Here is a 13,517-nt window from a genome sequence, read left to right as displayed (position 1 = left end):
CCGCTCGATCGAAGGACCCGCACATGACGACCTCGCGCCCCTCCGGACGCCAGTTCCCCACCGACTTCCTCTGGGGCTCGGCCACCGCGTCGTACCAGATCGAGGGCGCGTTCGACGAGGACGGCCGCGGCCCGTCCATCTGGGACACCTTCTCCCGCACGCCCGGCAAGGTGCTCGACGGCGACACGGGTGACGTCGCTGCGGACCACTACCACCGGGTCCCCGAGGACGTCGCGATCATGCAGGACCTGGGCCTGGCGGCCTACCGGTTCTCGATCGCGTGGCCCCGCGTCCAGCCCACCGGCTCCGGCGAGTTCAACCAGGCCGGCCTCGACTTCTACGTGGACCTCGCGGACCGCCTGATCGCCGCCGGCATCAAGCCCGTCGCGACGCTCTACCACTGGGACCTGCCGCAGGCGCTCGAGGACGAGGGCGGCTGGGCCAACCGGCAGACGGCCCTCCAGTTCGAGAAGTACGCGCGCAAGCTGGCCGAGGTGCTCGGCGACCGCATCCACCTGTGGACCACCCTGAACGAGCCGTGGTGCTCGTCGTTCCTCGGCTACGCCTCCGGCGTGCACGCCCCCGGCGTGACCGACGACGCCACGGCGCTGGCCGCCGTGCACCACCTGAACCTCGGTCACGGCCTCGCCGGCCGCGCCATCAAGGACGTGCTGGGCCAGGACACCCCGATCTCGGTCACGCTCAACCTGCACGTGACGCGCGCAGCGACCGACGCCCCGGAGGACGTCGAGGCCAAGCGCCGCATCGACACCATCGCCAACGAGGTGTTCCTGGGCCCGATGCTCGACGGCGAGTACCCCAAGGAGGTCTTCGCCGACACCGAGCACATCACCGACTGGTCCTTCGTGCTCGAGGGTGACCTCGACCTCATCCAGGTCCCGCTCGCGCTGCTGGGCATCAACTACTACTCGACCGGTCGCGTGCAGCAGGGCACGCCCGCCGGCGGTGACGGCACGCCCGGCCCGGACGGCCACCGCTCGTCCGAGAACAGCCCGTGGGTCGGCGCCACCAACGTCGAGTTCCTCCCGCAGCCCGGCCCGCACACGGCGATGGGCTGGAACATCGAGCCGCAGGGCCTGGTGGACCTGCTGCTCGAGATCCACGACCGCTACCCCGGCATCCCGATGGCGATCACGGAGAACGGCGCGGCGTTCTACGACGAGGTCAGCGCCGACGGCCGCGTGCACGACGCCGGCCGCGTGGCGTACCTGCACGACCACATCGACGCCGTCGGCGAGGCCATCGAGCGCGGCGCCGACGTGCGCGGCTACTTCGTCTGGTCCCTGATGGACAACTTCGAGTGGTCCTACGGCTACGACCGCCGCTTCGGCGTGGTCCGCGTCGACTACGACACCCTCGAGCGCACGGTGAAGGACTCGGGCCTCTGGTACCGCGAGCTCCTGCGCACGAACACGATCCCGACCGCGGAGTCCGCAGCCCTCTGACCCACCCCGGCCGAGCTCCCCTCCCCGGGGAGCTCGGCCGTCGCCATCCTCCGCAACGTCCGCACTCCAATGGGCTCCAGCACTCACGAGTGCGGACGCTGCGGAGCCTTACCCCCGAGCGTCCGCACTCCGGCGGGTTCCAGCGTGATCGAGTGCGGACGTCACGCGGGTGTGAGGGAGGATGAGGGCGTGGGACGACGAGCGACGAAGCGGCCGTACGGCGCGGAGCACGTCGAGCTCGACCTCGATCGCGCCACGGGCGGCCGGCAGGCGGAGTCCGGGCCCGACGGCGAGTGGGTGGTCCAGCGCGTCCGCGGCTCCGACCGTGAGTACCGGTGCCCCGGCTGCGACCAGCTGGTGAGCGCGGGCACCGCGCACGTGGTCGCGTGGCGGTCCGACGGGCTGTTCGGCGAGGCTCTCGACGACCGTCGGCACTGGCACACCTCGTGCTGGCAGGCGCGCGCCCGACGCGGACCGACGCGTCGATGAGCGGCACACCTACCCGCGCGCCGCGCCTCGTCGCCACGGACCTGGACGGCACCCTGCTGCGCCCCGACGGCACGGTCTCCCCGCGCACGGCCGCCGCGCTGGTCCGGGCAGCCGACGCCGGCGTCGAGGTCGTGTTCGTCACCGCCCGGCCGCCCCGCTGGCTGCGCGAGCTGGCGTCGCACGTGGCCGGTCACGGGGTCGCCATCTGCGCGAACGGCGCCGCGGTGCTCGAGGTCGGCACCGGGCGGCTGCTGGTCGAGCGGGGGATGTCCCCGGAGCTCGTCGGCGGCATCGCCGACCGCGTCCGTGGGGCCTGGGGTGGCCCGGAGGCGGTGCACCTCGCCACGGAGAGCGCCGACGGCTTCGCCTACGAGACCCCGTTCCTGTCCAGCCACCCGGTACCCCCGGGCAGCGCGACGGCCGACCGCATCGAGGACGTCCTGCGCCCGTCCACGTTCAAGCTCCTGGTGCGCTCCACCCGACCGGTCGGCGCGACGTTCGCGGACGAGCTGGCGGCCGTCGTCGGCGAGCTCGGGATCGTCGCCGACTCGGGGGCGGTCGGACTGGGGGAGATCTCCGGACCGGGCATCACCAAGGCGGCCACGCTCGCCGACTGGGCGGCCGCACGCGGCATCGACCCGGCGGACGTCTGGGCCGTCGGCGACGCCCCGAACGACCTGTCCATGCTCGGCTGGGCCGGCACCTCGTTCGCGATGGCCAACGCGCACGCGTCCGTGCTCGATGCGGCGACGCGGCGGTGCGCTTCGAACGCCGACGACGGGGTGGCCGACGTGCTCGAGATCGCGGGTGCGCTGGCCGAGGGCGCCCTAGGCTCGTCGCGATGACGACGAACACGCAGGACCCCGGCCTCATCCGCTCGTTGACGGTCCTGCCCGCCGCGCGCCAGGACGTCGAGCTGCACACCGCCGACGGGCTCACGCTCGTCGGGGAGCTGGCACGCCCGGCCGAGGCGGCGCCGGCCGCGACGCTGGTGACCCTGCACCCGCTGCCGACGCACGGCGGATACATGGACTCGCACGTCCTGCGCAAGGCGGCCTGGCGGCTGCCCGCGCTGGCGGACCTCGCGGTGCTGCGGTTCAACACGCGCGGAACCGTCAGTCCACGGGGGCGCAGCGGGGGAGCGTTCGACGGCGGGGTCGGCGAGCGGTTCGACGTGCACGCCGCGATCGAGTTCGCCGAGTTCCACGACCTGCCGAACCGGTGGCTGGTCGGCTGGTCGTTCGGCACCGAGCTGGCCCTCATGCACGGCCGCGACCCGTCGATCGAGGGCGCGATCCTGCTGTCCCCGCCGCTGCACCGCGCCACGGACGCGGACCTCGACGCGTGGGCGGAGCTCGGCAAGCCGCTCGTGGTGCTGGTCCCGGAGCTCGACGACTACCTGCGCCCGGACGAGGCGCGCCGCCGGTTCGCGCGCGTCCCGCAGGCCGAGGTGATCGGCGTGGACGGCGCCAAGCACCTGTGGGTCGGCGAGGCGGCCGTCCGACGCGTGCTCGACGAGATCGTCGCGCACGTGCTGCCCGACCACGAGATCCCGCTGCCCACCCACTGGGCAGGCCCGAGCACGACGGCGGAGGACGACGCATGAGCCTGCACACCTACCGCGCCGAGGGCGACGGCCTCCCGATCGTGCTGCTGCACGGCTTCCCGCTCGACCACCGCATGTGGGACGACGTGGCCGCGCAGCTGCCGCCCGGTCACCCCGTGCACGCGGTGGACCTGCCCGGCACGCCGGGCCACGCCACGGACCTGCCCGAGCCGTCGCTCGAGGCGTCGGCGGACCTGGTGGCCGAGGTGCTGGGTGCCGCGGGCGTGGACAGCGCCGTGATCGCCGGCCTGTCCATGGGCGGCTACGTGGCGCTCGCGCTGCTCGAGCGGCACCCGGGGCTCGTCGCCGGGCTGGCGCTCGTCGACACCAAGTCCACCGCCGACGCCCCGGACGCGCGCGCCAACCGGCTGCGGATCGCGGACGAGGCGGAGTCGACCGGGTCGGTCGACCCGGTCCGGCCGATGGCGACGTCGCTGCTGGGCGAGACCACCCGCGCCGCGCAGCCCGAGGTGGCCGAGCGGGTCGCCGCCTGGATCGACCAGCAGGAGCCCGCGGGGATCGCCTGGTCGCAGCGGGCGATGGCGGCCCGGCCGGACCGGTCCGACGTGCTGCGCGCGTTCGCCGGCCACGTCGTCGTCGTGGTCGGCGACGAGGACACCGTGACGCCGGTCGCCGCCGCCGAGCACCTGGTGGCCACGGCCGAGGGATCCCGGCTCGTCGTGGTCCCGCAGTCCGGGCATCTGTCGTCGGTCGAGCAGCCCGCGGCCGTCGCGTCGGCGATCGCGGAGCTCGCCCAGGCGGCCGGCTAGATCACGAGGCTGAGCAGCAGGACGAAGATCAGCGCGGTCACCGACAGCACCGTCTCCATGAGCGACCACGTCTTGAACGTCTGGCCGACGGTCATCTTGAAGTACTCCTTGACCAGCCAGAACCCGGCGTCGTTCACGTGGCTGAGGAACACCGACCCGGCACCGATCGCGAGGACCAGCAGGGCCACGTGCGTGGTCGAGAGGTCCGTCGCCAGCGGGGCCATGATGCCGGCCGCGGTGATCGTGGCCACGGTGGCCGAGCCCGTCGCGAGCCGGATGAGCACCGCGACGATCCACCCGGCGAACAGCGGGGGGATCGCGGCGTCGGTGATCCCGCTGGCGATCACGTCGCCGACGCCGGAGTCCACCAGCGTCTGCTTGAACCCACCGCCCGCCGCGACGATGAGCAGGATGCTCGCGATCGGTGCGAAGGACGAGTCCACCAGCTTGCTCACCTGCGCCCGGGTGTTCCCGAGCGACGTCCCGAGGGCGACCATGGCCACCAACGTCGTGATGAGCAGCGCGACCAGGGGCGTCCCCAGGAACACGAACACCTGACCCACCGGGTTCTCGCCCGCCCCGCTCGCCTCGACCACCGTCCGCAGCAGCATGAGCACGACGGGGAGCAGCACGACCATGAGCGCGACACCGAACCTCGGCCGGCGAGCGTCCTCGTCCGTGCGCGCCTCGCCCAGGAACACGTCGGGGGGCGGCAGCACGACCCACCGGGCCAGCGGCTTGGCCAGCAGCGGGCCGGAGATGATCACGGTGGGGATCGCGACGAGGAGGCCGAGGCCGAGGGTCGTGCCCAGGTCGGCGCCCAGCGCGTCGATCGCGATGAGCGGTCCGGGGTGGGGCGGCACCAGCCCGTGCAGCGCGGACAGGCCGGCCAGGGCGGGGATGCCGAGCACGATCATCGAGAGCTTCGACCGCCGGGCGGCGAGCATGACGACCGGGATCAGCAGAACGACGCCGACCTCGAAGAAGAGCGGGATCCCGATGACGAACGCGATGAGCGCCATCGCCCACGGCAGTCGCTGCACGGGCGTCTTGGACAGGATCGCGTCCACGATCTCGTCGGCGCCGCCGCTGTCGATCAGCAGCTTGCCGATGATGGCCCCGAGCGCGATGAGAAGCCCGACGCCGGCGACGGTGGTCCCGACGCCGGCGACGAAGCTGGTGAACGCGTCCGTGTAGCCGATGCCGGCCAGGACCGCGAGCACGCCGGCGCCGAGCGTCAGGGCCAGGAACGGGTGCATCTTGAGGCCGACGATGAGCGCGACGATCACCAGGATGCCGATGATCGCGGCGATGATGAGCTGGGTCTCGCCCACCCCTTCCGCGGCCGCGGTGACGAGCTGCTGGGCGATCATCGGGACTCCTCGGTGAGATGCAGGGCGGCGATCGCCTGGTCGGCCACGACGTCGGGCGATGCCTCGACGGAGACCGTCACGCCGTCCTCGGCGTCCGTCAGCGGTTCCAGGGTGTCCAGCTGGGAGGCCAGCAGGGACGGCGGCATGAAGTGCCCGGCGCGGTGCTCCATGCGGTCCTCGAGCAACGGGGCGGCCGCCACGAGGTGGACGAACCGCACCCGACCCTCGGCCTCGCGCAGCAGGTCCCGGTACGCGACCTTCAGCGCGGAGCACGTGACGACGGCACTCTCGCCGGCGTGCGTCCGGGCGGTCAGCCAGTCCCGGATCGCGCGCAGCCACGGCCACCGGTCCTCGTCGGTCAGGGGGTGGCCGGCGGACATCTTGGCGATGTTCTCCGGCGGGTGGAACTCGTCCGCCTCCGCGTAGGGGAGCCCCAGCCGCTCGGCCAGGATGCGGGCGGTGGTGGTCTTGCCCGACCCGGCGACTCCCATGACGACGACGTGCACGATCTCGGTCATCCTACGAACGCCCCTGTCCGCCGCGGCTCCGCTGCCTGTCGGAGCCTTGCACGGGTGGCCAGGGCGCGCGCGTCGGGCCGGCTCGACGGCGTGCGGCGCGGACACGAGGTCTACCGACGGTCAGCGGCCCAGCACCCGCGCGAGCGCCTCCGACATGTCCAGGGACTCGCCGTCCTTGCCGCCGGCCCCGATGACGAGCGGCGGGGCGGACGGCTCGGGGGTGACGCCCCGGAACCGCGCCGTCAGGCTCGACGGGGTGGTCAGCACGTAGAACTTCCCGTCGGTGTCCACGGCCACGGTCTCGTCGCGGCGCAGGTACCAGCCCGTCAGAGGGGTCCGGTACCGCGCCCGACCGTCGTAGCTGCGCGCCGAGAGCGCCACCGGTGCCGGACCGGACGCCAGGGCCCGCCGCAGGAACGCGTCGATCTGCTCCTGCGCCCGGGCCGACTCGGCACGCTGGCGGTCGGCCAGCAGCTCGCCGTGCGCGGCCGCGGCAGCGCGACGCTCCTCGCGCCAGGTCGCGGCCGCGTCAGCCTTCTCGTCGGTCACGTCGACCCCCCCGCGGGACGTCCCGTCAGTGGGCGGACGCGGCTGCGTCGTCCTTGGCGGGCTGCTCGTCGTGGGCATCGGCAGCCGGGGGAGCGTCCTTGACCTCGGGCGCCTGCTGCGCCGAGTCCTCGGCGGGGGCCGGCTCGTCGGTCGCTGCGTCCGCCGGGGCGTCGTCCGACGTCTCCGCCGGGGCCTCCGGCACGACCGGGATGGCCGCGGACACGGGTGCGGGGCGCGCCTTGGTGGGGCGGGACGCCGGGCGCGCCGGCTTTCCGGCCGGCGCCGCGGGGGCGTCGTCGGGGCCGGCCTGCGACGCACTCGCCGCGGGGGCGTCGTCGGATGCCGTGGCCGACGCCTTCGCGGGCGGGGTGTCGTCGGCACCCGTGCTCGACCGCTTCGCGGGCGGGGCGTCGTCCGCGGCCGTGTTCGACTGCTTCGCCGCGGGCGCTGCCTTCTGCTCCTTCGCGAACGCCGCCTCGGCGCGCGTCGCCCGGTCGAGCGTGGCGCGGTCGGGGTTGTGCCCGAGCAGGTTGCGCAGCTCGTCGAGGTAGGACGTGATCGACTCGCGCTGGCGGTTGAGGTCCTCGACCTGCCGCGTGGCCGACGTCCGCTCGCGCTCCGACTCGATCATCGCGTCGGAGATCTGCTTCTCGGCGTGCTCGCGGGCCTCCGCGACCACCCGGTCAGCGTTCTTGCGCGCGTTGGAGATGAGCTCCTTGGCGTGCTGCTCGGCGTCGGTGCGCACCTTGTCGGCCTGCGCCAGCGCCTTCGCCACCCGCTGCTCGGCCTCGGCGGCGTGCGCCTCGGCGTCGCGGACCAGGTGCTCGGTCTCGGCGCGCGCGGTCTCGTGGCGCTCCGCGTCCTCGCGCTCGGCAGCCTCACGACGCGACGCGATGGACAGCTCCGCGTCCGCCAGCTGCTGCTCGGCGGACCGGACGAGCTCGTCGGCGTGCGTCTTGGCGGACGTCGTCAGCTCCGCGGCCGCGCGACGCGCCTCGGTCAGAGCCCGCTCGACCTCGAGCCGCGTGCGCTCGCGCAGCTCCGCGGTCTCGCGGTCCGCGGCTGACCGCAGCTCGCCCGTCTCGCGCGCCGTGACCTCCTGGAGCTCGGCGGCCTCGCGTGTCGTGACGTCGCGCAGGTGGGCGGTCTCGTGCGTCGCCCGCTCGCGCAGCTCGCCGGTCTCGCGCTCGGCCTGCGTGCGCAGGTCGGTGGCGTACCGCTCGGCGTCGCCGCGCAGGGCGACGACGGTCTGCTCGGCGTCGGCCCGCTGGGCACCGAGCTCGTCGGCCGTCTTCGAGCGCAGCTCGCCGGTCTCCCGTTCGGCCTGTGCGCGGACGAAGGCCGCGTACTGCTCGGCCTCGACCCGCAGCGCGGCCACCTCGGCCGCGACGCGCTGCTGGAGCGCGGCGGCGTCGCGCTCGGCGGCGGCGCGCAGGCCGTCCGCGTACTCCTGGGTCTGCACGCGCAGGGAGGTCACCTCGTCGGCGGCCTGCTGGCGTGCGGCGCCCACCTCGGCGGCGACGTCGCTGCGCTGCTGGGCCACGTACCGGTCGACCTCGACCCGTGCCGCGGCGAGCTCGCCCTCGACCCGCTGGCGCAGCTCGGTGGTGTCGGCGTCGGCGCTCTGGCGCAGGTCCTGCGCGTAGCGGTCGGCCTCCTCGCGCTGTGCGGTGGTCTCGGCCTCGGAGCGGGCGCGGAGCTCGCTCGCGGTGCGCTCGGTGGCGATGCGCAGCTGCGTGGCCTCGTGCTCGACGCTGGCGCGCAGCGTGCCCAGCTCGCGCTCCAGGGAGCTGCGCCGCTCGCTCTCCTCCGTCGTGATCGCGCTCTGGATCCGGGCGGCCTCGCGCTCGGCGGAGCCGACGAGCTCCTCGGCGCGGCGCTGCGCGGCCAGCAGCGTGCTCTCGGCCTCCGCGGCGGCCGTCGTCTTGACCTCGTCGGCCTCACGGCGGGCGGTGGCGACGACCTCGGCGACCTCGTTCTCGGCGCGTGCCCGCAGCTGGCCGGACGACAGCTTGGCGCGGGCCAGGGCGTCGGCGGCCTGGGCGTTGGCCTGCGTGACGACGTCCGAGGACTGCTCCTCCGCGGACCGCAGCAGCTGCTCGATGCGCGAGCCCAGCCCGGAGTACGTGGGGCGTTCCGCCTCGCGGAGCTGACGGTGCGCCTCGGACAGCTCACCCGCCACCTGCATGGCGCGGCCGTCCAGGGACTCCACCTGGGCGCGGGCGTCGGCGAGGGCCTTCTCCAGCCCGGTGATGCGGGCGTCGACGGCTTCGCGTTCGTAGCCGCGGAAGTTCACGACGGGGAAGGGGGTCCGGGCGTCGGGCACGAGCAGTCCTCCTGGGCACGGTGGCTCCGCGCGGAGCAGCCTCGGTCGAGGCGCTCGTCGACATCCGGAGCCCGTCGGTCAGGATACGCGCGTTCACGGTCCCGCGGTCGGGACCAGGCCTGGTACGCATACCGGGGACGATCCGTCCACTCGGTCCCGGTTCGGCCGTGACGTGCCGCTCTGCCTATCCTGGGGTTTCTCTTCCCTGGAGGATCCTGCGTGCTCAAGCGTCTGATCATCGCCGCCGTCGGCGTCGCCGGACTGATCATCATCGGTCTCGGCATCGCGTCCGCGACGGTGTGGCGGGCCGACGACGTCCTCGTGGCCACCACGTCGGGTGGCTCGCACACCCTCGTCACGGACCCCGGTGTGCTGGAGCTCGGCGGCGACCCCGTGACCGTCCGGGTCAGCGTCCCGGACGGCGGGGCGGTCGTGCTCGCGGTCGGCCGTGACACGGACGTGGCCGGCTGGGTGGGGACCGACGCGCACGCCCAGGTGACTGGCCTGTCCGGCTGGCACACGCTGGCCGTCGACGACGTCGCCGCGCCCGAACCCACCCCCACGCCCACCCCGACCGACGCCGCCGCGGCCCCGCCCGCGGACGCCGCCGTGCCGACCCCCGCGCCCACCGAGGGCGAGGCGGCGGCTCCGGTCACGGTCGCCGACCCGACGGGCTCCGACCTGTGGGTCGCGCAGGAGACCGGGACCGGGTCCGCGGAGCTCGTCTGGCCCGCGCAGGAGGGCCGCTGGAGCCTGCTCGCGGTCAGCACCGGCGAGTCCGCGCCGACGCTGTCCCTCGCGTGGCCCCGGGTGGTCACCACCCCGTGGCTGTGGCCGTGCGTGGCCGTCGGCACGCTGCTCGTGCTGCTCGCGGGCTGGCTGCTGCTGCGGGACGTGCGCCGGCACCGCGCCGGACACGACGAGCCGGAGTGGCACGCCGTGCACACGGGCGCGACGCCCGCCGTGGTGATCGGCTCGGCCGACATCGACGCGATCCCCGTGCTCACCCGTCGGCAGCTGCGCGAAGCCACGCAGGCCCGGGCGGCCCGACCGCGCACGGGGTCCGTCCCCGCCGTGCCCGCACCGGTGTCGGAGTCGGCCAGCGGGCCGGCCTCGGCTCCGTCGACGGCGCCTTCGGCACCGGTCGGCTCGAGCCGTCGGGCGCTCCGCACGCCGACCGGCCCGATCCCGGTCGCGCCGTCCGCCCCCGAGCCCGAGCGCGCGGTCCCCGTGGCGGGCTGGACGCCCACACCACCTCCTCGCACGGCCGAGACGTTCCGGTCCGGCGGACAGCCGGCGCCGACGACGTCCCGACCGACCGGTGCGCCCGCGCCGACGCCCGCCCGGACGGCCGGACCCCCGGCACCGACGACGTCCCGCCCGGAGGGTCCGTCGGCACCGATGACTTCCCGCCCGGCAGGTCCGCCCGCTCCGGCGACTTCCCGCCCGGCAGGTCCGCCTGCGCCGACCACCTCGTCGCCGGCGACCCCGCCCAGCCCGAACGGTCCGCCCGGCGAGCGCGCGGCCGCCCCGCACGGCCGCCCGTCCTGGGCGCAGCCGTCGACGTCCCCCCTGCCGCCGCCGGCTGCGGCGCCTCCCGCGTCGACCGCAGGGTCCGGTCCGAGCAACCCCGCCGGGTGGTCAGCCGTGCCGCCACCGCCGGGTGCCCGTCTGCGTCCCGGTTCACCGGCCGGGCCCGACGCCGAGCCCGTGCACACCGGTCGGCCCACGTGGATGCGGACCACCACACCACCGGCGCCCGGTGCCGACGAGTCCGCCACCGCGGGCTCGCGGGCCGACGCCTGGCGCCGGGCGTGGGGACTGCCCCCCACAGAGGCCACCCCGGAGGGCGCCCAGCCCGCCACCGACACGAAGGAGGAGGACCGATGACTCGCACCGCGCGGTCGCGCCGCCTCGTCTCCGCCGTCGGCGGCGTCCTCCTGCTGGGACTCGCCGCGTGCAGCACCCCGCTCCCGCAGGCCCAGCCCGAGCCGGTACCGGCCGTCGCGCCCGCAGTGACCACGGTGCTCCAGTCCCAGGACGTGCTGACCGACCTCGGCGCCGTGCTCACCGCGTCGGACACGGCCCTGGACCCCGCGCAGCTCGCGCCGCGCGTCACGGGTCCCGCCCTGGCGGTGCGGACCGCCGAGTACGTCCGCGCGGCAGCGACCGCCGGTGCCAAGCCGCCGACGCCGCTGCCCACGGACGAGCAGGCACTGATCGTGCCGCAGACCGACGTCTGGCCGCGGACGCAGCTGGTGGTCACCAAGCAGCCGGACGACCTCCAGGCCCCGCGGATCCTCGTGATGCAGCAGGCGGCCCCCCGCGAGCAGTACAAGCTCTGGGGCTGGGGCCGCATGGGCGCGGGCATCCAGATGCCGGCCACCGCGGCACCGGAGACCGGGAGCCCGGTGCTGGCCTCGGACGCCACCGGTCTCGTGATGACCCCGGCGGAGGCGTTCCAGCAGTACGCCGACGTCCTGGCCAACGGGGACGCCTCGGCGTTCGCCGCGAGCTTCCAGCCCGACACCTTCCGCTCGAGCATCGAGGCGGCCCGCGCGGCCACGGCGGCCGGTGTATCTGCCGCCGGCTCCGCGGTCGAGACCTACACCCCCGACCCGACGACGCCGGTGGTCAGCATCCAGACGGTGGACGGCGGAGCGATCGTCGTCGGCCAGCTCACCACCGTCTCCACCGTCACGCTCACCGTGGCCGGTGGGACGATCCCCATCTCCGACCCCTTCTACGCAGCGCTCACCGGCAAGACGAGCGCCGCCAGCAACTTCGTCCGGACGTTCACCGACGTGCTCGTGATGTACGTGCCCCCGGCAGACAGCGGCGTACCCGTGCAGCTGCTCGCCGCCGAGCACGCCGTGACGTCGGCGACGGCCGAGTAGACCCGATCCGCACGCAGCCGAAGGAAGACCGCCGCATGTCCCAGCCGACCGGACCCCGCCCTCCCCTCGACGTGCGCGGAGCGGTGGACCTGTCCACCCTCAACCGCCCGGCCACACCCCCGCCCGGGAGCCCGGGCGGTCTGCCGGCGGCGGGCACCTACGTGGTGGACGTCGACCAGGAGTCGTTCCCGGACCTGGTGCAGAGCTCGACCCGGTACCCGGTGGTCGTCGTCCTCTGGTCGCCCCGGAGCGAGGCCAGCGCCACGGTCGCCGCGGACCTCGCCTCCCTCGCCGACGAGGACGGCGGGCGCTGGCAGCTGGCGCGCATCGACGCCGAGGCCAACCCGCAGGTCGCCCAGGCCTTCCAGGCGCAGAGCGTGCCCACCGTCGTCGCGGTGCTCGCCGGTCAGCCGCTTCCCCTCTTCCAGGGGGCCTACCCGCGCGACCAGGTCCGCGCCGTCCTCGACCAGGTGCTCGCCGCCGCCGAGGCCAACGGGATCACCGGCCGCGCGACGCCGAGCACGGGCGGCCCCGCCCAGGACGAGCCGGAGCCGGAACCCGAGCTCCCGCCCCTGCACCAGGCGGCCTACGACGCGATCGAGCGCGACGACCTCGCCGCGGCCACCGCCGCGTACGAGCAGGCGCTCAAGGAGAACCCGCGCGACTCCCTCGCGCGTGCTGGCCTGGCCCAGGTGGGACTGCTCGACCGGACGCGCGACGCCGACCTCCAGGCAGCGCGTGCCGCGGCGGCAGACGACCCGTCGGACATCGACGCCCAGCTGGCCGTGGCGGACCTCGACATCCTGGGCGGGAAGGTCGAGGACGCGTTCGCGCGGCTCGTCGACGTCCTGCGGACCACCGCCGGCCCGGAGCGCGAGCGCGTGCGCGTGCGCCTGGTCGACCTGTTCGAGGTCATCGGCGGCGAGGACCCCCGGGTGATCGCCGCCCGCCGGGCCATGACCAGCGCGCTGTACTAGCGCGTTTGCGCAGGTCGCAGGCTCAGCAGCCGAGTGACCCGCGTCACCGGCCGCGGATTTGCTCTCTGGCGCTCCGCCTGCGTAATCTTCTCGACGTCGCCCGGCAGGGAGGAACGGACACCGCGGATCGAACCGCAGTGGCTGGTCCCCCGGAGCGACATCCTCGGACTCTTCGACCGGCGGCCAGATCGTCGGTCATCACGAGTGTCCGGACGCGGAACCTCGGTTCTCGCCCCAGTGAATCTCCTCTGACCAGGGGATTTGACGGGGCAGGGCCGCTCCGCTAAGTTAGAGCAGTTGCCTCCGGACAGGTTGAGAAACCGAGATGGATGCGCGTCTGTTCCTTGAGAACTCAACAGTGTGCCAAATAGTCGATGCCATATGGCTCGCTTTCTGATGATGCTCGTGCCCGTTTGGGTGGGGGTGTTCGAGGGTGGTGGGTCTTGGTTGAGATAGGTGCCGTTTTCTTCCACCTCCGTGGTTGGGGCGGTGCCAAAATTCAGCCGAATCTGAACGGTCCTTATCGGGACCATTTCGTGTGTCGGT

General features: G+C 74.3%; 12 protein-coding genes. 8 read left to right on the top strand and 4 right to left on the bottom strand.

All coding sequences use genetic code 11. The features are described from left to right. Positions 1 to 23: 23 nt before the first annotated feature. The 5 genes from HP550_RS04410 (at position 24) to HP550_RS04390 (ending at position 4,331) form a co-directional block, all read left to right on the top strand. Positions 24 to 1,466, top strand: a complete 1,443-nt coding sequence (locus tag HP550_RS04410; protein ID WP_175346380.1) for a GH1 family beta-glucosidase — start codon at positions 24 to 26, stop codon at positions 1,464 to 1,466. A 189-nt stretch (positions 1,467 to 1,655) separates the two neighbouring features. Then, a complete protein-coding gene (locus HP550_RS04405; RefSeq protein WP_175346379.1) occupies positions 1,656 to 1,955 on the top strand; it encodes a hypothetical protein in 300 nt (99 codons plus the stop codon). Then, the gene (locus HP550_RS04400; RefSeq protein ID WP_175346378.1) at positions 1,952 to 2,800 is read left to right on the top strand and encodes an HAD hydrolase family protein; all 849 of its coding nucleotides are present in this window, start codon (positions 1,952 to 1,954) and stop codon (positions 2,798 to 2,800) included. The genes HP550_RS04405 and HP550_RS04400 overlap by 4 nt, the downstream gene beginning before the upstream one ends. Next, positions 2,797 to 3,561: an alpha/beta hydrolase gene (locus HP550_RS04395; RefSeq protein ID WP_175346377.1), complete on the top strand. Its 765-nt coding sequence runs from the start codon at positions 2,797 to 2,799 to the stop codon at positions 3,559 to 3,561. The genes HP550_RS04400 and HP550_RS04395 overlap by 4 nt, the downstream gene beginning before the upstream one ends. After that, positions 3,558 to 4,331: an alpha/beta fold hydrolase gene (locus tag HP550_RS04390; RefSeq protein ID WP_175346376.1), complete on the top strand. Its 774-nt coding sequence runs from the start codon at positions 3,558 to 3,560 to the stop codon at positions 4,329 to 4,331. The genes HP550_RS04395 and HP550_RS04390 overlap by 4 nt, the downstream gene beginning before the upstream one ends. Here the strand turns inward: HP550_RS04390 and HP550_RS04385 are convergent. The 4 genes from HP550_RS04385 to HP550_RS04370 all read right to left on the bottom strand — a co-directional run bounded on the left by HP550_RS04385 (position 4,328) and on the right by HP550_RS04370 (position 9,097). Next, the gene (locus tag HP550_RS04385) at positions 4,328 to 5,704 is read right to left on the bottom strand and encodes a GntT/GntP/DsdX family permease (RefSeq protein ID WP_175346375.1); all 1,377 of its coding nucleotides are present in this window, start codon (positions 5,702 to 5,704) and stop codon (positions 4,328 to 4,330) included. The genes HP550_RS04390 and HP550_RS04385 overlap by 4 nt on opposite strands. Continuing rightward, positions 5,701 to 6,222 carry a gluconokinase gene (locus HP550_RS04380; protein WP_175346374.1) on the bottom strand — a complete coding sequence of 174 codons (522 nt, stop codon included), beginning with the start codon at positions 6,220 to 6,222 and terminating at the stop codon, positions 5,701 to 5,703. The genes HP550_RS04385 and HP550_RS04380 overlap by 4 nt, the downstream gene beginning before the upstream one ends. A 120-nt stretch (positions 6,223 to 6,342) precedes the next feature. After that, positions 6,343 to 6,771 carry a hypothetical protein gene (locus tag HP550_RS04375; protein ID WP_175346373.1) on the bottom strand — a complete coding sequence of 143 codons (429 nt, stop codon included), beginning with the start codon at positions 6,769 to 6,771 and terminating at the stop codon, positions 6,343 to 6,345. Positions 6,772 to 6,796: 25 nt separating this feature from the next. Beyond that, positions 6,797 to 9,097, bottom strand: a complete 2,301-nt coding sequence (locus HP550_RS04370; protein WP_175346372.1) for a coiled-coil domain-containing protein — start codon at positions 9,095 to 9,097, stop codon at positions 6,797 to 6,799. A gap of 219 nt (positions 9,098 to 9,316) precedes the next feature. Here HP550_RS04370 and HP550_RS04365 point away from each other — a divergent pair, with 219 nt between their 5' ends. From HP550_RS04365 to HP550_RS04355, 3 genes are read left to right on the top strand one after another with little or no spacing between them, the layout of a single operon-like run. After that, positions 9,317 to 10,987, top strand: a complete 1,671-nt coding sequence (locus HP550_RS04365) for a hypothetical protein (RefSeq protein WP_175346371.1) — start codon at positions 9,317 to 9,319, stop codon at positions 10,985 to 10,987. Further along, a complete protein-coding gene (locus HP550_RS04360; protein ID WP_175346370.1) occupies positions 10,984 to 11,994 on the top strand; it encodes a DUF8094 domain-containing protein in 1,011 nt (336 codons plus the stop codon). The genes HP550_RS04365 and HP550_RS04360 overlap by 4 nt, the downstream gene beginning before the upstream one ends. Before the next feature lie 35 nt (positions 11,995 to 12,029). Next, the gene (locus tag HP550_RS04355) at positions 12,030 to 12,971 is read left to right on the top strand and encodes a tetratricopeptide repeat protein (RefSeq protein WP_175346369.1); all 942 of its coding nucleotides are present in this window, start codon (positions 12,030 to 12,032) and stop codon (positions 12,969 to 12,971) included. The last annotated feature ends 546 nt before the right edge of the window (positions 12,972 to 13,517 follow it).

This window comes from Cellulomonas humilata (assembly GCF_013359775.1).
In the GTDB taxonomy this organism is placed as follows: domain Bacteria; phylum Actinomycetota; class Actinomycetes; order Actinomycetales; family Cellulomonadaceae; genus Cellulomonas; species Cellulomonas humilata.
Note: the sequence above shows the minus strand (reverse complement) of the source record. Positions and strands in the feature narration are given on the sequence as shown.